The sequence below is a fragment of the Streptococcus parasanguinis genome, from assembly GCF_019929185.1.
In the GTDB taxonomy this organism is placed as follows: Bacteria; Bacillota; Bacilli; order Lactobacillales; family Streptococcaceae; genus Streptococcus; species Streptococcus parasanguinis_O.
Map to the genome: position 1 here is coordinate 59,099 of NZ_JAHZPC010000005.1, position 19,054 is coordinate 78,152.

Consider the following 19,054-nt stretch of genomic DNA (forward strand, 5'->3'; position numbering starts at 1 on the left):
GTTAATAAATGTCTCCTAAATTAATAAATGTATTTTTGTAATTGGTGATAAACCTCTTGAATCGACAACTGCATCTCCGTAGCAATACGCTGACAGTCTTCGTATTCAAGCGTCTTCTTAGTGATGGATCCGTACTGATTGATTTTAACCGTAACGGTTCCAAATTCCGTATCGATTTGTTCAAACCGACGTTGCATGACCTTGCGGTCAACTTGTTGGTATCGAAAACCAATGGTACTGGTTTCTTTGAACAAGAGGGTTGAAAAATCTTCCAACTGACTTCCTTGAATCAAGAGAATTAACTCAAAGCCAGGGCGATTCTTTTTCATAACGACGCTACGATAGTAGACATCTAAAGCTCCAGCGTCCAGGAAGCGGTGGATAATATAACCGAGTTGCTCTGGTGTTTGATCATCGATCGTAGTGGTGATCTCAACGATTTGATCTTCCGTGCGATGAACAACAGTGGTGCTGTGAGAGGTGTCTTCTCTCAATAGCGAACCGCGTAAAGCATTAAATTTTCCAGTCTCTCTTTTACCAAATCCATAGCCAACACTTTCGATAGAAAGGTGAGAGGGGATTGGTTCAAAGATTGGGGACAATGCCTTAAGGAGGGCTAACCCTGTTGGAGTAATCAACTCCGTTTTGACTGTGAAGTCTTGAGTAATCGGAATAGTCGTCCCTTTTCTCAATTGCATCACAGCGGGAACCGGAACAGGCATTTCTCCATGGGCAACTGAAATGGTCCCACTTCCCTCAGTGAGAGGAGTGGAGTAAACTGTATCGATACCGAGCGATTCCACTAGGATGAAAAAGCTAACGATGTCGACGATGGAGTCAATTGCTCCAATTTCATGGAAATGAATCTGTTCGACAGGCATGTTATGCACAGCTGCTTCGGCCTTTGCGATATCAAGAAAAACTTCCAGACTTTTTTGTTTCACAAAAGGACTCAACTGTGAAGCGGCAATTAAACCGTGGATATCCGCATAACTGCGAGCATCCGCATGGGAATGGTCATGATGATGTTCGTGATCATGATGATGTTCGTGATCATGATGATGTTCGTGATCATGATGATGTTCGTGATCGTGATGATGTTCATGATCGTGATCATGATCAAAATCACCTTCAATCCCCGTATCTTTCTCCCCGTGGTGAAGGTGAACATCGAAATCAGTTCCCCAAATTGCGCTTTTTGCGACGCGATGAACGTGGAGGTGAAAACCATCCACTCCCAGTTTTTCGAGTTCTGTGTGAAGAAGTTCGACATCTGCCCCAAGGTCCACAAGAAGACCGTTGAGCATATCGCCACTTATTCCAGAAAAAGGTTCTAAAAATAGACTGGTCATCAGTTTTCCTTTCGATTGAGGTTGAGTCGGTTGATCATACATGCTGAATAAGCTGCACCAAATCCATTGTCAATATTGACGACGGTGACTCCAGAAGCACAAGAGGTCAACATACTCATCAAGGTCGTTAGCCCTTGAAGGTTGCTTCCGTATCCAATACTAGTCGGAACGGCAATCACAGGCACATCCACAAGACCTCCAACGACACTGACAAGAGCTCCTTCCATACCAGCAATCACGATGATCACACTGGCCTTTTGGATCTCTTCTAAGCGATTGAAGAGGCGATGGATGCCGGCGACTCCCACATCATAGATTCGGTGAACCGAATGGCCAAAGGTTTCTGCAGTGACTGCAGCTTCTTCTGCAACAGGAACATCACTTGTCCCTGCTGTGACGACCGCAATGTAGTGTTCAGGATCGGCTTCTTCTTTTTTAGAGTTGAGAACGAAGCAGCGAGCTTCTGGATAATAGTGGCCAGTCGGAAAGCGCTGAGAAAGAGCCTCTCCCTTTTGGAGAGAGACCCTTGTTGTGAGGATCGGCAATTCTTTTTCTGAAAGAAATTGCAGGATCCCTTCAATTTGCTCAACTGTCTTTCCTTCGCCGTATACGACCTCAGGGAAGCCGTTGCGACGTTGCCGGTCAGTATCAATTGCTGCATACCCTAGTTCTTTAACCCCATTGATTTGCTCAAGCGCATCCTCAACGGAGAGATGACCTGCTTGCAAAGAACGGAGTGTCTGTTCTAGATTGGGTTGAAAATCCATGTTTGATTCTATTCAACAACGACAGAAAGTCCGTCGCGGATAACTGTTACTTTAGCATCTTTTCCTTCACGAGCAAAGGCTTTTTCAAGCGCTTCATCAAATGAAGTTGCAAGTTCCATGTGCATACCTGTAATCAAAGCAGGATCTACAAGGTCAGATACAAAGATAACATGGTGGTGTACCAAAATACGTGCCAAGATTTGAGAAGTCCATTGGTCTGGGACAGTCTCTAAACGAGGTGTATTGATAGCTTGTTCCAAGAATTCTTTTGGATCTTCTACGTCAGCAAGGTTGCGATAGAAACCTTCTCCACCGTGACCGTCTGCACATCCAGCAACCATGATGATTGTTCCGCCTTCTTTGTTAGAAGCTTCGGCTGCAGTCATCCCTTTAACAGCTTGGTAGATGTTTTGGTCAAGTGGGAAACCACCGTTTGTAGAAATTGTGATGTCGCTTTCGATCTTAGACACACGTGCCAAGTCTGCAACGAAGTCACAACCAACTTTGTGGGCTTCAACCATGTCCCCAGCGAAAGATCCGATGATGTGTTTTTCGCCGTCCAATACAACATTGACGATGAAGGCCAAGTTTGCAGTACGAGCAGCGTAAAGCATATCTTCGTGGATTGGGTTGTGGTCAAGGTTACCAGTACGTGCCTTATCAGAATTGATGAAGTCACCTGAGTGGTTCGCCATGATAGTTTTGTATGAAGCGATACCTGGAAGGACTGATTTACGTCCACCTGAGAATCCAGCAAAGAAGTGGGATTCGATGAATCCTTCTGCTAGCAACAAGTCAGCTTCAGCAGCGATCTTGTTGATGATACAATCCCCACCTGAAGGAAGTTGACCGATTTTAACCATGTCGTCGTCATTTGTTGAAATGTGCATAACGATTTCTTCATTGTCAACGATTTCTTGGCCGTATTTGTTGATCAATTCTTCGCGAGTTGAAGGACGGTGGAAACCAGTAGCAACCAAGATACGCACACGTGCATCAGGGTTAACTGAGCGAATACGACGCAAAATGATTGGGGTGATGATGTGAGAAGGAACGGGACGAGTGTGGTCAGAGCTGATCAACACGATGTCTTTTTTGCCTTTAGCAAGCTCTTCCAAAGTTGGGCTGCCGATAGGGTTGTCCATTGAACGTTCAACAGTTTCTTCTTCAGACAGTGGGTTATGGAAGTTTTCCGCCTTAGACTCTAACAATCCTGCAAAGTTTTCATCTGGAATCTTTGCAACAATCGTCTTTTTGTCGTACGGTAATTTAATTTCTACCATTATTTGCGATCTCCTTTATTAATACTGATACTTATAGTATAATTCTTTTTTAAAAGAGGTGTGTACTAATTGATGTTAACAAATGTTAACTATACTAATCAAGAACAGGTGTATCATTAGTGTGACTTCTACAAAGGAATGAAGAAGGAGGAAAATCGCGCGTGGATTCAGCATTTTTAGTGAAATTCTTGGAAGAGAGGCGAACGCCCATTATCAAGAAAAAATACCACAGCTACCTCTCTTATCGCGGGATTAAAGAGGACTACATCTATATTTTAAAAGAAGGGGTCGTAAAGACCAGTGTCATCATGCGTGATGGTCGAGAATTTAACTTTTCCTATTTAAAAGCGACAGATATTGTGTCCCTGTTACGGGACGAGGTATCCAATTATACGGACTCGCCTTTTAACGTACGCGTGGAAACAGCCGAGGCAAGCTTTTATCGGATTCCTCGGGTTAAGTTTTGGACCTTTGTCAAAGAAAAGAAGGAACTGCAAGACTACGTACGGGATTATTATCGCAATAAACTGTCTGAAAGTATGGAATCCCAGCAGTACATGATGATGAATGGGAAAAAAGGCGCGGTTTGTTTCCACCTACAAAAGCTGTGCAGTTTATTTGGGGTAGAGCAGGACGATGGTGTCTTGATTGACTTTAATATTACCAACGAAGATATTGCTGGTTTTTGTGGGATTTCAACCCGAAACAGTGTCAATCGCATTCTGAATGAATTAAAGCGGGAGGGTGTTTTAGACATTCGACAGCAAAAGATCGTTATTTTGGATACAGAAAGCATCGAAGAATTAATTGGAAGGGAAACATTCTAACATGGCAACAGAAGCACAAATCAGAAAAGAAAAAGAAGAAAAATTACAAGACATTTTGCGGGAAATCGGAAAAGTGGCCATTACCTATTCTGGTGGGATTGATAGTTCCTATCTCTTAAAGGTTGCTTTGGACACCTTAGGGCCTGACAATGTGATTGCAGCAGTGGTGAATTCAGAACTCTTCTCAGATGAGGAATTTAATTTAGCGCTTGATTTGGCGGATCAGTTGGGGGCACCGATACTGGGGCTTGAAATGAGAGAATTGAGTGATCCGCGTATTGCTGCCAACACTCCTAATATTTGGTATTACACCAAGCAATTGATGTACCAAACTATTAAGGATTCTGTTACAGAATTGGGATTTGAGCAATTGGTAGACGGCATGATCATGGATGATATAGACGACTTCCGCCCAGGTATCAAGGCTAGAAACGAAGCGGGAGTACGCAGTGTCTTGCAAGAAGCAGGTCTCTATAAGACAGAAATTCGTCAATTGGCTAAGGAAAGAGGTGTCTCCAATTGGAACAAGGTTCCGTCTTGTAGTGTAGCCTCCCGCTTCCCATACGGAGTGAAAATCACTTTGGAAAATGTTCAACGAGTCTTTGAGGGGGAAGAGTTCCTTGTAGGACTTGGTTTTGAACAAGCCCGTGTACGCGTGCATGGGGATTTGGCCCGTATCGAAGTAGAAGAGGACCATCTTCTTGAAGCGATCCAAATGCATGACAAGATCAATGACTTTATGAAGGGAATTGGCTTTACTTATGTAGCCTTGGATTTGGCTGGTTACAAGTATGGTAGGATGAATGACTCTTTGGATGAAAAAACCAAAGAAAAAATTATGGCGGAATAAGGCATGAATGAAGTAGTACGATTTTGGTTTGAAGAGTTGAAGCCAGAGGATTGGTTTAAAAAATCGGATGCGTTGGACCAAGAAATGCGGGAGCGCTTTGAGGGACTCTATTGGAAGGCTAGTCGTGGGGAATTGTTTGGCTGGCGCACTACAGCAGAAGGGCGTTTAGCAGAGATTTTGCTCTTGGACCAGATTCCTCGCAACATTTTTCGAGGGACGGTTCAAGCATTTGCGACAGATTCCCTGGCCTTGGTCTTGGCCCAAGAAGGGTTAGAGCAAGCCTTGGATCTACCAGTTGTACAAAGAGGTTTTTTCTACATGCCCTTTATGCATTCTGAATCTTTAGTCGTCCATGAAGTAGCCTTGCGCTTGTTTGATCAACCGGGGCTCGAAAAACGCTTGAAGTATGAGAAGATGCATGCGGAGATTCTCCAACAATTTGGACGCTATCCGCACCGCAATGCTATTTTAGGGAGAATATCGACCAAAGAAGAAGAGGGGTATCTAGCAGAACATGCTGGTTTTTAAAAGAAAAAAAGGATCTTGGGCCAAGCTCTGCTGGACGCTCCTTTTAGCAGGAATTTGCTTGCTAGGCTTAAGGGCTTTTCAGGAGAGCCAGGAAAAAACGGTCTCTTCTCGTGATACAGTAACTATGGGCTATACCCAATTTCCAGCCAATATTGATCCAGTCAAAGAGTACAATGGCTGGTTTACGGTGCGCTACGGGGTCGGAGAGACCTTGTTTAAAATGGATGATCAGCTTCAGATCCAGCCTTGGCTGGCAACTAAGGGTGAACAGTTGTCTCCTCTGGAGTGGGAAATCACGATCCGTCAAGGGGTGCGATTTCATGATGGCAGCCTCATGACTCCTAAGACGGTAAAGGAGTCGTTGGAACATCTTTTGACTTCCAATCAGCGGGCGGCAGGTGAATTAATGATCGAGCAAATGACAACGACAGATCATACCATTCGGATCAAAACCAAAGAGCCCCAACCGATTCTTTTGAACCTCTTGGCAGATCCGTATTCGACCATCCTTCATGTGGGAGCCAAGGAGTCAACTGGAAAATCGGTTGTTGCGACAGGCCCGTATCAGCTGACGGCTTTTCGTCCAGAAAATGGGGCTAGTTTAAAGGCCTTTGGCAATTATTGGAATGGGGCAGCCAAAGTAGCGAAGGTGGAGATTCGCTCCTTTTCAGATGCGACCTCGATGAGTCTCGCCTTAGATGCTGGTGAGATCGATGCGGCTTATGGGATGCCGGCGCTCAATCTAGCTTCTTATCGTAAGAAAACAGGTTATCGGATTTCAGAAGTTGATGGCTCGCGCTATCTTTCTTATGTTTATAATTTCCGAGATCCTTGGATGAAAGACAAGACGCTACGAAAAGCCCTTGATTTGGTGATTGATCGAAAGACCTATAGTCAATCGCTCTTTCAAAAAGGTTCCCAAGCTACAAGTGGTCCGTTTCCAAGTCGCTTTCCTTTTGCTTTAGAAGAGCCTGTTCCAAATGCGAATGCCAAGGAAGCTGAGAAGCTCTTGGACCAAGCAGGCTACTTGAAAAAAGCAGATGGGTTTCGCTATAAAGATGGTAAAAAGGTTACATTGACAGCTCTCTCTTATGAGCGTTTGCCAGAGATTCCTTTAGCAGTTCAGGCGACACAAGCTGCCTTGAAGCAGATTGGGATCGATGTGAAGATTCGGACTGTTGAAGTGGGCTCGATTGCTGCAGCAGAAGATTATTCGTTTACGCCTTATACCATGGTGGCGACTCCTGTAGGCGACCCCTACCCCTTCTTTAAGAGTTCACTGGCTTCAGACGGTTCAGTTAATCTTGGAAAATATAAGAGCGACAAGGTAGACCAACTCATTCAAACTCTGGGGATAGAAGGCAATCAAGAGAAGCGTCAAGAGCTGAGTAAGGACCTCCAAAGGGAGATTCAAGAGGATCTACCGATCAGCTTTTTGGTGACGTTTAAGGTGGCAGTCATTATGAATGACCGCGTGTCAGGGCTCGCATCGAGTGCCTCAGACTATTACCATATAACCAATCAATTAACAAAGGAATAAGTATGCTTGAACTTCAACACCTAACGGTCCAATCCAAGGATCGGATCATTCTTGAAGATGTCTCCTTTCAATTAGGAGAATTTCAGAGCCTGGCTATTGTCGGAGAAAGTGGCAGCGGGAAGTCTACCCTACTAAAGGTTTTGCTAGGACTCCCTTTGCGAGATCTCTGGATTGCAAAAGGCCAGTATCGTTGGCAAGGAGAGGAACAACTCCAGCAGGCCTTTCCCTTCTCCTTTGTGGGAAGTGAGATAGCTTGGATCAGCCAGCAGGCTGGGCGCTTTTTTTATGATCGACGAACAATTGAAAACCATTACAAGGACCTAGTCAACAGTCTAAAAGGGCGGATTCCTAACATTCGTTCTTTCAAAGAATGTATGGACCTGGTTGGTTTAGAAGCGAAAAAGATTGCGCCAGCCTATCCCTTTGAGCTAAGTGGAGGCATGATGCAGCGGGTCGCAATTGCTTTGTCTCTGGTCTCTTATCCGAGGATTTTGCTAGCTGATGAGCCAACCAGTGCGCTCGATGTGGTCACAAAGCTTGAAATTGTGGACTTATTAGCCCGTTTAAAAAGAGAAGAAGGCTTGTCTCTTCTATTAGTGACACATGATATGGCAGTCGCTGCAGCCTTGAGTGATCACATGCTTGTGATTCGTGGGGGACAGGTCATTGAGCAAGGAGCTACGGTCCAATTGTTAGAGTCCGCGAAAGAGGACTATACAAAAGAGTTGCTTGCTGCAACCCCTCGTTTACAGAAAGGAGCTACAGATGGGGACCATTTTGACCTGTAAAGATCTGATTTTCACCCACCGTCATTCTGCATCGGGTATGCAAGTAGGTCCGATTTCATTTGAGTTAGAAGAAGGTGAAAGCTTTGGCATTGTAGGCGAATCTGGATCTGGAAAGACCAGTCTTAGTCATCTGCTGTGTCGCTTTATCAAACCTCATCAGGGGCAACTCTATTTACAGGGCCGTCCCTATGAAGACTTTTCAACTAAAGAATTCTATCAAACGATCCAGTATATTGATCAACACCCACATGCTAGTTTTCATCCAGCTCGCTCGGTTTATTCAAGCTTGATGGAAGTTTGTGATCATTTTGATCAGGCGTCAACAAAAGCTGAGAAAGAAAAAGTGATCGAGGCTGTGTTAGAGGCCGTTCACCTAAATCGCCAGCTAGTCCAACAAAGACCTCAATTTTTAAGTGGGGGGGAGTGCCAGAGAGCAGCCATTGCGCGTGCCTTACTCATCAAACCGAGAATCCTCGTTTGCGACGAGATGACTAGTGCCCTCGATATGACCATCCAAGCAGAGCTGATGCGCTTGCTGGAGCAGTTGAGGGAGCAGTTTCAGATGAGTTTTGTCTTTATCTCCCATGACCTAGCCTTGGTCAGCCAATTTTGTCAACAGCTGATGGTCCTAAAAGAAGGACAAATCAGAGAACTAGGAAAGACTAGTGAGTGCTTGAGTAGCCCACAAGATCCCTATACTCAGGAATTGTTAGCCACTTATCAGCTACAAGAAAGGTGGGTGAGTGGATGTTTCGAATAAGCTGTAAATTACTGGTCCGTTTCCTACTGATCTTACTTGGCGTCAGTTTGATCTCCTTTTTACTCATGTATCTAGCGCCAGGAGATCCAGCTAAAAATATGTTGGCTGCCCAGGGGATTCCTTTTACAAAAGAACTGCTTGAGGCCAAGCGTCTGGAATTTGGTTTTCAGGATCCCTTCTGGGTGCAGTATGGACGGTGGCTATTCGGAGTTTTCCATGGAAATCTGGGAATGACCTACCACTCCGGATCGTCCGTCGCAAAAGAATTGGCCTTTTATTTTCCTAATACATTAGTGCTAGCAGGCTCTACCCTCTTCTTGACCCTCTTGATCTCGATTCCGCTTAGTTTTATGGCAATCTTTTATAAGAAGAACCCGCTTTCTAAGGTCATCTCGTTTGCTACGGCTCTCGCCAATACCATTCCCAATTTCGTTCTAGGGATTGGCCTGATGCTGGTGTTTTCACTATATTTGCATCTGTTTCCAATCCAATCAACGGTGAATCTACAAGGAGCAGTACTGCCTTCTTTGACCTTGGCCTTGACCATGTCGAGCCGTTACATCCCGCAGCTACAAGAAGGCTTAACAGAGATTCTTGAGTCAGATGCAGTGCTGGGGGCTATGGGGCGCGGTTTGAGATGGGGGCAGATCCTCAGGACAACCATTTTTCCACAATTATTTCCGTTGCTCTTGACCTTGATCACCCTATCTTTAACCTCCTTATTAGGAGGTGTGGCCGTGATCGAGTATCTCTTTTCTTGGCCAGGAATTGGGAAAATGTTGATCACAGCTGTTCACAACCGGGATTTTCCTTTGATCCAGGGATCGGTTCTGGTCATTACAGCTGGTGTTCTTCTAGTCAATACCTTTGCTGAATTTATCCAGCTCTTCATCAATCCAAAACGCTATCGCAAGGAGGGAGCTAACCATGTCATCTGATCAGATCAAACGGAACATTCGGTGGGTATCCCTTGGTTTGCTCGCCTTTCTAGTCTTTCTGGCCTTTGCGCAGTGGTTGGGAGCTGACCGCGCTAACCAGGTCGACTTAGGCCAGGTTTTAGCAAGCCCCTCTCATCAAGCCCTCTTTGGGAGAGATGAGTTGGGCCGCGATCTCTTGGTCCGAGTGTTTGTCGGAGGGGCCCATACCCTCTTTCCATCCCTTCTCGCTCTCTTTTTGGTCGTCCTTTTTGGTTGCTTAATGGGAGTATTAAGTGTCAAGTTTGGTGGGATCGTGGATCGCTTGGTTCAAGTAGTCATTACGCTTTTTCAAGCCTTTCCTCCCATTATCTTTGTGATTGGGATCGTTGGTTTTTTAGGTCTTGGAATAGAGCAGACATTACTGGCTATCTGTTTGACCAGCTGGACAAAATATGCCTACCTAGTGCGCTCACTTCTCCTCGATATCAAAGAAGAACCGTATTTCCGCTATGCAGATATGTTTGGCAATACCTTCTGGAGTAAGATCAAACTTTACTATCTCCCTAGCGTCTTCCCCCAAGTCGTAACAACCATGGTGTATGACCTGAATACCATTGTCATGGAAATTGCAGGGATGAGTTTTATCGGTTTGGGTGCCCAGATGCCCGATGCAGAGTGGGGCGCGATGATCAATACTGGCAGAAGCTATTTGCAGACAGCGCCATGGATCGTGGCCTTTCCTAGCCTTTTTCTCATCCTCTTTATTGGAGGCGTAATGGTGTTAGGAAGACTCCTCAAACAGTACTCTGCCATCCAACAAGAATATAAATAAAAAGCTAATCCAAACAGGAATCAGCTTTTAGATTGAAGACAAAATCTTCTTAGAAACTTTCCTTAGGTGAATACGGACGTCAGCGAACTTCGAAGAAGTTCCATGACTAATAATTGAGCCTAAGGTCTCAATTATTCCGAGTGCTAGAAACAATAGTGTTTCTAGCACTTTTCTCACGGCGGAAAGTTTCAGTAGATGATTGAATGACTCTAACGAATAAAATTATTTTATTTTTGTAGAATTTATTAGTTTTGTATAAAAGAACATTAAAGCTGATCCAAACAGGAATCAGCTTCTTTTTGTGATATAAAGGGCAAACATCGGTGTAGCTGCGTAGTTGAGTTCTTCTTCTCGGCTCCAAATTTTTGGTCCAAATTCGGTGTCAACTGTTGCTTCGACCTCTTCAAATTGATTCAAAAACTCCAGATCCCATCCAGGACGAAGGCGCTTGGTTAGTGGCAATTGGCGGGCGATTTCTTCAATCAAGGCCTCATCGACCCCTTCGCCGTGCCAGTAATCTTCTAACTGTTCGCTGGAAACGATCTTGAGATTGTTCTCAAATTGTAAACGAATAGCAGGATCGTTGAGATAAGAGTACCAGTTGGCATCATAAATGAGGAGTTGTCCGCCAGGTCTAAGAGCGCGTAGCCAGGACTTATAAGCTTTCTCGGGCTTTTCTAAATTCCACGTAACATTGCGCATCATAATGACGTCAAAAGATTCTGGCTCAAAGTCCAACTCCTGGGCATTCATTTGTAGATAGCGGACAGTATCTGGTGTTTCTCCGCCATATTTGAGGAGATTCTCCTGCGCAATCTCTAGCATATTTTCTGAAGCGTCAATTGCAGTGACCTTGGTATAACCCATTTGTTTTAAGACAATCGGGAAAAATCCGGGTCCTGTACCGATATCTAAGATGGAAATCGTTCGCTCTTTTGGTAGCCAACGGATGAGTTCATACTTCCATTTTTCAATCTGAACACTTTCGATTTCTTTTTTATTTTTCTGGGAATAGCCCTGATAGCGTTTATCCCAGTACTGTTGGATAGTCTTATATAACACGGTAACCTCTTTTTCTATTTCGTGAAATTTCTTGTAACATTATACTATAGATCGAATCCAAGATCAAAGAAGAATCAGAACTTCCCCAGCTCAAAGCTTTTCCAAGCGTCTAAAAAATGGTATAATGAACTGTAAATTTCAGAAGTTGGAAGGAATGTCATTACTATGATGAATATGCAAAATATGATGAAGCAAGCTCAAAAATTGCAAAAGCAAATGGAGCAAAGCCAAGCAGAATTAGCTGCAACTCAATTTGTAGGGAAATCTGCTCAGGACTTGGTTGTTGCAACCCTGACAGGCGATAAGAAGGTCGTTTCCATCGATTTCAACGCCGCAGTGGTTGACCCAGAAGATACAGAAACGCTTTCTGATATGACAGTGCAAGCCATCAATGCTGCCATTGAAGAAATTGATGCTGCAACCAAGAAAAAACTCGGTGCGTTCGCAGGGAAATTGCCATTTTAAGCAAAGAAAGTTTTCATCAACTAAAAAGAGGCTGGGACAAAAGTCCTAGCCTCTTAATTGTTTTTGGATTGTCGAGCAAGACGCAGTGGTTGAGTGGGCTCTACTACGCCGATTTCATCAGCTTTTACAGCCCGACTCAACTGTGCGGAGGTGAGACGACGAAATCGAATTCTAACGAATTACCGATTTCTGTCCCACTCTCTCTTTTTATTCATCAAAAAATCCAGATAAGTCCAAGCTTCCAAAGGGTTTGGTGGAGAATTCCTCTTGCTCTTCAAGGAGGGTACGGCCTTGATCAAATTCGAGGAATTGTTCGTAAACAAGAGCTGTCATGCGGGCGTCTTCTAAGCTATCGTGTGATTTTCCTGCAACTCCCAAAAATTCTGCAACGGTGTGGAGTTGGAGATTTTTAATGCCATGAAGGTCAGATGGACGACGTTCGAAGGCTTCGTCAAAGACATCGACAGCGTACTGCTCTTCTAAATCTAAGCCATTTTCAAGTAGAATGGGAAGGTCGCTCTTTTTGGCATTGTATCCGATCAAGGGCCGGTCTCCAACGAAGGTCTTGAATTCGATGAGGACATGTTCTAGTTGTGGGGCATTTTGGATCTTGTCCTGTGTAATGCCAGTCAGGCCGTTAATAAAGCTTTTTAGAGGCTTATCGGTGTAGACGTAGGAGTCGTAGTGATCGACTTCTTTACCGTTCGTAAAACGTACGGCAGACACCTGGATGATCTGATAGGCGCCTTCGTATTGGTTAAATTCGAGATCAAAGGCGATATAATCTTCTAATGCTTTCATGGGAAATCTCCTGTGGTAGAAAAGAAAAGGGACTGGTAGGATCCAGCCCCGGATTATCGACGGAAAACGCGTGCCCAGAAACCTTTGCTTTCTTGCTCTTGAACTTTTTCGTTGGCTTGTTCGAGTTCAAGTTTCAAGGTATCGCGGTCGTTCATTGCTTGTAAAGTCAATTGTTGTTGTTGGTCCAATTGCTTGTCTTTTTCAGCAATTTGAACGTCTTTCACGCGCAACTGTTCATCTTTCTTAGCGAGTTGCTCGTCTTTGGCTTTGAGTTGCTCGTAAAGACGGACGATTTCAGCATTTTTTTCATCCACTAAAATTTCCATCAATTCGCGTTGCTTCACATCATCGCTGACTGGCTCATCTTCAAAAATAGTTTTTTTGTAGATTTCTTCGAGCTTGATCAAGCCACTACGGGTTACAACGGTAACCCCTTTTTCGTTTTTTTGTGTATCTTCTGGAGCCAGCGCCTTGACACGGTTATTGACCGCCTGGCGGCTGACTCCTAAAATTTCAGCAATTTCGCTGACAGTTTTTTCAATCGCCATAACTTCCTCTAATATCTTTTTCTATGAAATACTCTATTAGATAGTAACATAAGTAGGCTAAGCTGTCAAATGAAGCCGAGTAAGGGCAAGCCTTGAGACCACGATTAGCGGGCCTCTGTCATTTCAGGAAGATGGAGGCTGGATTGTGCTAAGTCAATGGTGAGTTGGTAATCGGTTTGATCACGGACAGTGATCTCGAAGTCGGTTGTGTAAAGGACCAGGCGAAGGGTCGCTCCTTTTTCGAGCTTGTAGATGGTTGGTTGGAGATCAAAGTCAAATTCCATCCACTCGCCTGGCGTCACGGTCTCAATCTCTAAGAGATCATGACGATTTTGGAGGTTGAGATAACCTTTCGAAATGACTCGTTGGCCAGCTTCTTTGAAAGGCAACTCGGTCAAATTGTCTAGCATATGGTAGCGACCGTTATCCAGTGTACGGACCGATAAGACTGCAGGATAGGGTTGGAGGTACTTCTTGCTTCCAAGCTCTAAGAGTTGTGCTGAAAGCAGGCCTTTATTGGTGCTGGAGTGAAGTCGCAGGTGAAGGCGAGCTTTCCCGTTGAGGTGTAGGTCTTCTTCGATTGGCAGGTCAATGGTCACCTGTTGCGCCTTATCCTGGTAGAGGTCCGTTAAGAAGGTCGGATAAGCCTTTCCATAGCGCTCGTAATCTTTTGTCTCGTAGCGGTTTTGGATGACTTTTTCGTCATCTCCCAGGGAGAAGGTTCGCTGACTTGTTTGGTTGCCAAAATCATCCAAGGAAGTCCAACTTTGTTCTCCTGTATTGTCCTGCCAGATGACAGTAGGCAATTCATAGCTTGAATCGTAGCCCAGCAATTTTTTAGAGAGGAGGGCGTTCATGCTTTCGCGGAAGTCAATGGATTGCCAGTTGTTGAGATAGACATGGGCACCATTGTGATAGAAGAGGTGTTTCTTGATGCTTGTTGGAAGAGCCTGGAACATATTAAAGACGTGAAGAGGTTTCACGTTCCAGTCTTGCGAACCATGAGTGAAGACCACCTCAGCCTTCACCTGATCAGCATGTAAGAGATAATTGCGGTCGTGCCAGAATTGATTGTAGTCTCCAGAAGCGCGGTCCAGCTCTTTTTTCACGATGTCTAGATCGGCTTGGTGGGCTGCATTATGGTGCAAATAGTCTCCACCTAGAAGGTTGCGCGAGTAGGTCAATTCGGCAAGGGAATCGAAATCTTCACCTGGATAGCCACCAGGACTTGTCACGAGGCCGTTTTCGCGGTAGTAGTTGTACCAAGAAGAGATCCCAGCCTCTGCAATGATGACTTCAAGACCGTCCACACCTGTGGTCGCAAGGCCGTTAGACATGGTTCCAAGGTAAGAGATCCCGGTGGTTGCGACCTTTCCATTAGACCAATCAGCTTTGACTTGGCGTTTGCGTGTGTGATCTGTAAAGGCCCGGCAACGGCCATTGAGCCAGTCGATAACGTTCTTGTAGGCTTCGATTTGTTGGTAATTTCCATTGGTCATCAAGCCTTGCGAATCTTTTGTCCCCACTCCAGATACGTAGAGATTAGCGTAGCCGCGTGGAAGGAGGTAGTCGTTGAGGGTATAGCTGGAATTGATATGGGTGAGAGTTTCTTCAGCTTCATCGACTAGCTCAGCTGAACCGACAGGATCCACCAATTCTAATTGAGGTACTTCTACTTGAATGGTATGAGGTTCTTTGACCTCGAGGTCGACATTCATATTGTAGAGGGCCTTGTCGCTGGCCTTATCGTTGGTCCCTTGGTGATAAGGACTTGCGGTCATAACAGCTGGAATCTTGCCTTCATAGCGAGGACGGATAATGCTGACCTTGACCAAGTCTGGCAGACCATCTTTGTCGGTATCGACCCGACTTTCCACATAGACGACCTCGCGGATGGCATCATGGCTCGTAAAGGTTGCGAGGCTCTTGCCGTTAAAATAGTGATACTGGTTATCTTCAGGAATCAAGCCATCGCTGACCAACTGATCGATGAGTAAATTTCCTTTTACTGTTCGAGTATTGAGAAGGTGATAGAGGTTTTCTACCAAGTTTCCATACTCAATCGGAAATTGGACTTCTTTCAAGAAGCTATCCGTATCTTCAAAATCAATAAAATAGCGGAAACCGAGTAATTGGAGGGCTACTGTGTAAAAAATGTTCGGAGACCATTCGCAGTCAGATTGGATATACGTTAAAAAGTCTGTTTTAGAATCCACCACTAGGTTAGAGAGGGGATAATCTGTATCTTTATAGGTGAAGTAAACCTTGCGGACAAACCATTCAAACAGTTCTTTTTCTGGGAGGTGGGTGGGAAGGTCAAACCCAATTTCTTTTAGTTCCTTAAGAATGTCTTTTTGGTCAACAGATAGATAGCTATATTGATTGTATTTCATAGACTGCTCCTTTTATCAGTTTCTTTTTTCTTTACTTCTTATATTATACTTGATAAAATAGTATTTGTCTAAAGACTTTTCGTCTATAAGGAGAAGGAATATTGAAAAAAATATCTTTTGAACAAGTTGCAAGAAGACGGACCTTATTGTTTGGGGTTCTTGCCGTCATTTTTGGGATTCTCATTTTTCGAAACGGCGTTGGTTTCACCAAATTTTCCTTGGATCTATTAGCCATTTACTTTTTAGTTGATGGACTAGGAAGCTTTCTTCTTCGCTTTTTGTTACGTAGCAAGTCTATTTCCTATAGCCACTCTATTTGGTTTATTTTTCTTTCACTTGCGTTGATCTGGTTGAATCGACTGAGTAGTCTGCCCGTAAACTTAGTTGTGATTTGTTTAGGGGCATATCAGTTGGGGAGTGCCATTGTCTATGGGATCACATTTTGGCTTTATAAGGCCAATCGGGTAAAAGGAGGCTGGCTCTATTTATGGGATGCGCTTTTAAACGGTGGGCTTGGTCTAGCAACTGTCTTGGAACCTGGTTCAGATGGGCACTTCCAATTTATCCTCTTGGGGGCTTATCTGGTCTTGTTGGGGATTTCTAATATTCGAGATGGTATTTTATTTGACAAAGACCAACAAGGCCAAGAGTTAAAACGTCGCTTTCGTATTAGCCTACCGGTTATCTTTGCAGCCTTTATCCCTGCTAAGGAGTTAAAACGGTTTAACCAGTTTCTTCAAAAAGGGAGCTCGGCGGGACACACAGGCCCTTATCGATTGGTGAAAAAAGAAGAAGAGGCAAGGGAATTAGAAATTTTGGTTCATACTTCTGACAGCAACTTATTTGGAGCGATTGGGCATGTAGATATTTGTTATCAGGGGAAGGTCATTTCTTACGGAAGTTACGATCCCTTTTCAGAGCGTCTATTTGGGACGATTGGGGATGGCGTACTGTTTAAAGTGGATAAGGAACCATACATCGAACTATGTAAAAAAGAGAGTCAAAAGACGCTGTTTGGCTACAGCCTATCCCTTACCGAAGAAGAGAATCAGGCAGTAGAGAAGCGTCTAGCTGAAATTGATCAGTTGTTAGAACCTTGGGATCCACCTAGGAGGTTACTGGAAGACGGTCAGCCGACCTACGCTTACAAATTGAAATATGATTTAGGGGCTGAGCTATATAAATTTACTTCTTCGCGTTTTAAATCTTACTTTGTTCTGTCTACTAATTGCTGCCTGTTAGCAGATTCCATTGTGGGACAGGCAGGAACGGCTGTATTAGATGTGCGTGGAGTGATTGCACCAGGGACCTATCAGGATTACTTAGAATACGAATTTGAAGCTCCAAACGGGCGGGTCCATACACGAACAGTATACTAAAAAAAGAAAGACAGATTTTTATTTTTGAAAAATCTGTCTTTTTTGCACAAGATTTCTTGTAAAAAGCCAGAAAATCTTTTACAATAAAAAGTGCTTGGAGGAAAGTATGACAGCAAATCAGATCGTAAGAGTGATCCCAGTCTTGAAAGTGAATAACCGAAATGTCAATCAACGCTTTTATGAAGAGACATTGGGAATGAAAGTATTAGTGGAAGAAGGAGCTCTCCTGTCTTTAGGAGATGCCTCAAAAGTAGAAAAAATCGTCCTAGAAGAGTCACCGAGTATGCGTTCGCGTAAGGTCGAAGGTCCAAAGAAATTGGGTCGCATCGTGGTGAAAGTGGCACAAGCTCAAGAAATTGATTACTTGTTGGCCCGCCAGCCAGAAACAAGCGCCCTTTACCAAGGAGCTAATGGTCGCGCCTTTGAAGTTGTGTCTCCTCAAGGAGATACCATTTTCGTGCATGCTGAAGAAAATCTTGAAAGTCTAGAGCCTTTGGAGAAATCGCCTCTTGTAGAAGCTCCCGAAGATTTCAAAGGTTTGACGAACTTTGATGTGGACTTTCTTGAGGTCAACGTGGCTGATCTTGCTGAGGCTGAGAAGTTCTATAGCAGCTTGCCAGATCTTGCCCGCTTTATCCATTTGCAAGAAGCTCAAGGAGAAGATCTCCAAGTGGAGAACAAGGTGACTTGGGATTTGAGCATGATCAAGATCGAATTGGATCCTTTTGATGTGGAAGTCTTGAAAGAACGCTTGGGAGAAGCTGTCGATTTTGTGCACCGTAAGGGAACTTTCTTGATTGCCAAGGATCCAAGTCAGATCGAACTCTGGTTTGAAGCCGATCAAGATCAGGTCCATATTTCTTATGAAGCATAAGAATGGAGTGATGAGCGTGAAGGCAATCATCGAAAAAATTACCGAACAAATCCAAGAAGGCATCTATCCAGGTGCCTCTCTTGCGCTTTACCGCAAGGGTCAGTGGAGTGAGCACTATCTAGGACTTGCGGACCCTGAAAAAGGAGAGCCAGTAGAGGCTGACCTGGTCTATGATTTGGCCAGTGTCAGTAAGGTCGTCGGAGTCGCTACCATTTGTGCCTTTTTGTACGCGAAAGGGGAGCTTGCGCTTGATCGCCCCTTTAAAGAGCTTTACCCGCGTTTTGCTCATGAGAAGACGACCATCCGGGAACTCCTGACCCATACTTCAGGACTTGATCCTTTTATCCCCAACCGGGATCAATTGGATGCGAGACAATTGAAAGAAGCTCTTGAAAATTTGCAGTTAAAAGAGGACAAGAGTTTTCATTACACCGATGTCAATTTTCTTTTGCTGGGCTTTTGGTTAGAAGACAGGTTTCACCAGCCCTTGGATCGTTTATTTGAAGAGCTGATTTTTACACCTTGGAAGATGACGGAAACACGGTTTGGACCGGTCGAAAAGGCAGTGCCAACGGTTCGTGGGCTTGCTTCTGGAAGTGTCCACGATCCAAAAGCGAGAGTATTGGGTCGTCATGCGGGAAGTGCTGGACTTTTTTCAACTGTTGCTGATCTAGAGTGCTTCTTAGAGCATTATCTGAAGGAGGATTTTGCGCGTGACTTGTCTCAGAATTTTGCGCGTGAAGAGGGCAAGACCCGCGCTCTCGGATGGAATCTAGAGGGTGACTGGTTGGATCATACGGGCTATACTGGAACCTTCATCATGTACAATCGCAAGAGACAGGAAGCTGTGATCTTTTTGTCCAACCGGACCTATGAGAAGGACGAACGGGCCCAATGGATCCTCGACCGCAACTCCTTGATGGATTTGATCAAACAAGAATTTGAACAATAGAAATGGAAGGCTAGGATGATGGATCCTGGCCTTTTACGGTCTGTCCGTGAGAAAGAAACTGGTAGGAGATTCATTTTTGAACTCCGTCTTAGGTTGGATTTCCTTCAAAAGCATCGCTTTTTTGGCTGATTTATAT

19 protein-coding genes are annotated in these 19,054 nt (G+C 44.4%); 12 read left to right on the forward strand and 7 right to left on the reverse strand.

The features are described from left to right. Positions 1 to 20 precede the first annotated feature (20 nt). Genes larC through larA form a run of 3 tightly spaced genes read right to left on the reverse strand, consistent with a single transcriptional unit; the run spans position 21 to position 3,402 of the window. The gene (gene larC, locus K1I56_RS04815) at positions 21 to 1,352 is read right to left on the reverse strand and encodes a nickel pincer cofactor biosynthesis protein LarC (RefSeq protein ID WP_223325399.1); all 1,332 of its coding nucleotides are present in this window, start codon (positions 1,350 to 1,352) and stop codon (positions 21 to 23) included. After that, entirely contained in the window at positions 1,352 to 2,119 is a 768-nt protein-coding gene (gene larB / locus K1I56_RS04820; RefSeq protein WP_070466622.1) for a nickel pincer cofactor biosynthesis protein LarB, read from the reverse strand. The genes larC and larB overlap by 1 nt, the downstream gene beginning before the upstream one ends. An 8-nt stretch (positions 2,120 to 2,127) precedes the next feature. Then, positions 2,128 to 3,402, reverse strand: a complete 1,275-nt coding sequence (larA, locus tag K1I56_RS04825) for a nickel-dependent lactate racemase (RefSeq protein WP_223141571.1) — start codon at positions 3,400 to 3,402, stop codon at positions 2,128 to 2,130. 161 nt (positions 3,403 to 3,563) lie between these two features. On the opposite strand from larA, the gene K1I56_RS04830 reads away from it, so the two are divergent. Genes K1I56_RS04830 through K1I56_RS04865 form a run of 8 tightly spaced genes read left to right on the forward strand, consistent with a single transcriptional unit; the run spans position 3,564 to position 10,444 of the window. Further along, positions 3,564 to 4,229 (forward strand): Crp/Fnr family transcriptional regulator, encoded by a 666-nt coding sequence (locus K1I56_RS04830; protein WP_223141572.1) that lies wholly within the window; start codon positions 3,564 to 3,566, stop codon positions 4,227 to 4,229. 1 nt (position 4,230) lies between these two features. Next, positions 4,231 to 5,079 carry an ATP-dependent sacrificial sulfur transferase LarE gene (gene larE, locus K1I56_RS04835; RefSeq protein WP_223325400.1) on the forward strand — a complete coding sequence of 283 codons (849 nt, stop codon included), beginning with the start codon at positions 4,231 to 4,233 and terminating at the stop codon, positions 5,077 to 5,079. A gap of 3 nt (positions 5,080 to 5,082) precedes the next feature. Beyond that, positions 5,083 to 5,607 (forward strand): DUF924 family protein, encoded by a 525-nt coding sequence (locus tag K1I56_RS04840; RefSeq protein WP_223325401.1) that lies wholly within the window; start codon positions 5,083 to 5,085, stop codon positions 5,605 to 5,607. Continuing rightward, positions 5,594 to 7,147 (forward strand): ABC transporter substrate-binding protein, encoded by a 1,554-nt coding sequence (locus tag K1I56_RS04845; RefSeq protein ID WP_223141575.1) that lies wholly within the window; start codon positions 5,594 to 5,596, stop codon positions 7,145 to 7,147. The genes K1I56_RS04840 and K1I56_RS04845 overlap by 14 nt, the downstream gene beginning before the upstream one ends. Before the next feature lie 2 nt (positions 7,148 to 7,149). Then, positions 7,150 to 7,935 carry an ATP-binding cassette domain-containing protein gene (locus K1I56_RS04850; protein ID WP_223325402.1) on the forward strand — a complete coding sequence of 262 codons (786 nt, stop codon included), beginning with the start codon at positions 7,150 to 7,152 and terminating at the stop codon, positions 7,933 to 7,935. Next, positions 7,913 to 8,695 (forward strand): ABC transporter ATP-binding protein, encoded by a 783-nt coding sequence (locus K1I56_RS04855; RefSeq protein ID WP_223325403.1) that lies wholly within the window; start codon positions 7,913 to 7,915, stop codon positions 8,693 to 8,695. Before K1I56_RS04850 ends, K1I56_RS04855 begins: the two co-directional genes overlap by 23 nt. Further along, complete coding sequence (locus K1I56_RS04860; protein ID WP_223325404.1) at positions 8,683 to 9,633, forward strand: ABC transporter permease; 951 nt, start codon at positions 8,683 to 8,685, stop codon at positions 9,631 to 9,633. Before K1I56_RS04855 ends, K1I56_RS04860 begins: the two co-directional genes overlap by 13 nt. Continuing rightward, entirely contained in the window at positions 9,623 to 10,444 is an 822-nt protein-coding gene (locus tag K1I56_RS04865) for an ABC transporter permease (protein ID WP_223325405.1), read from the forward strand. Before K1I56_RS04860 ends, K1I56_RS04865 begins: the two co-directional genes overlap by 11 nt. A 288-nt stretch (positions 10,445 to 10,732) precedes the next feature. Here K1I56_RS04865 and K1I56_RS04870 read toward each other — a convergent pair whose 3' ends face one another. Then, positions 10,733 to 11,506, reverse strand: a complete 774-nt coding sequence (locus K1I56_RS04870; RefSeq protein ID WP_223325406.1) for a class I SAM-dependent methyltransferase — start codon at positions 11,504 to 11,506, stop codon at positions 10,733 to 10,735. Between the two features lie 165 nt (positions 11,507 to 11,671). Here K1I56_RS04870 and K1I56_RS04875 point away from each other — a divergent pair, with 165 nt between their 5' ends. Continuing rightward, on the forward strand, positions 11,672 to 11,971 hold the full coding sequence (locus tag K1I56_RS04875; protein WP_003005613.1) for a YbaB/EbfC family nucleoid-associated protein: 300 nt from the start codon (positions 11,672 to 11,674) through the stop codon (positions 11,969 to 11,971). Between the two features lie 207 nt (positions 11,972 to 12,178). Here the strand turns inward: K1I56_RS04875 and K1I56_RS04880 are convergent, their stop codons facing one another. From K1I56_RS04880 to K1I56_RS04890, 3 genes are all read right to left on the reverse strand, one after another. Beyond that, positions 12,179 to 12,772 (reverse strand): 3'-5' exonuclease, encoded by a 594-nt coding sequence (locus K1I56_RS04880; RefSeq protein ID WP_223325407.1) that lies wholly within the window; start codon positions 12,770 to 12,772, stop codon positions 12,179 to 12,181. Positions 12,773 to 12,825: 53 nt separating this feature from the next. After that, a complete protein-coding gene (locus tag K1I56_RS04885) occupies positions 12,826 to 13,320 on the reverse strand; it encodes a DUF536 domain-containing protein (protein ID WP_003008835.1) in 495 nt (164 codons plus the stop codon). Positions 13,321 to 13,424: 104 nt separating this feature from the next. Continuing rightward, entirely contained in the window at positions 13,425 to 15,713 is a 2,289-nt protein-coding gene (locus K1I56_RS04890) for a Xaa-Pro dipeptidyl-peptidase (protein ID WP_223325408.1), read from the reverse strand. Positions 15,714 to 15,814: 101 nt separating this feature from the next. On the opposite strand from K1I56_RS04890, the gene K1I56_RS04895 reads away from it, so the two are divergent. The 3 genes from K1I56_RS04895 (at position 15,815) to K1I56_RS04905 (ending at position 18,918) form a co-directional block, all read left to right on the forward strand. Continuing rightward, positions 15,815 to 17,092: an HdeD family acid-resistance protein gene (locus tag K1I56_RS04895; RefSeq protein WP_023919173.1), complete on the forward strand. Its 1,278-nt coding sequence runs from the start codon at positions 15,815 to 15,817 to the stop codon at positions 17,090 to 17,092. Between the two features lie 106 nt (positions 17,093 to 17,198). After that, complete coding sequence (locus K1I56_RS04900) at positions 17,199 to 17,966, forward strand: CppA N-terminal domain-containing protein (RefSeq protein WP_223325409.1); 768 nt, start codon at positions 17,199 to 17,201, stop codon at positions 17,964 to 17,966. 10 nt (positions 17,967 to 17,976) lie between these two features. Beyond that, positions 17,977 to 18,918, forward strand: coding sequence for a serine hydrolase domain-containing protein (locus K1I56_RS04905; RefSeq protein WP_223325410.1), 942 nt, complete (start codon positions 17,977 to 17,979; stop codon positions 18,916 to 18,918). The last annotated feature ends 136 nt before the right edge of the window (positions 18,919 to 19,054 follow it).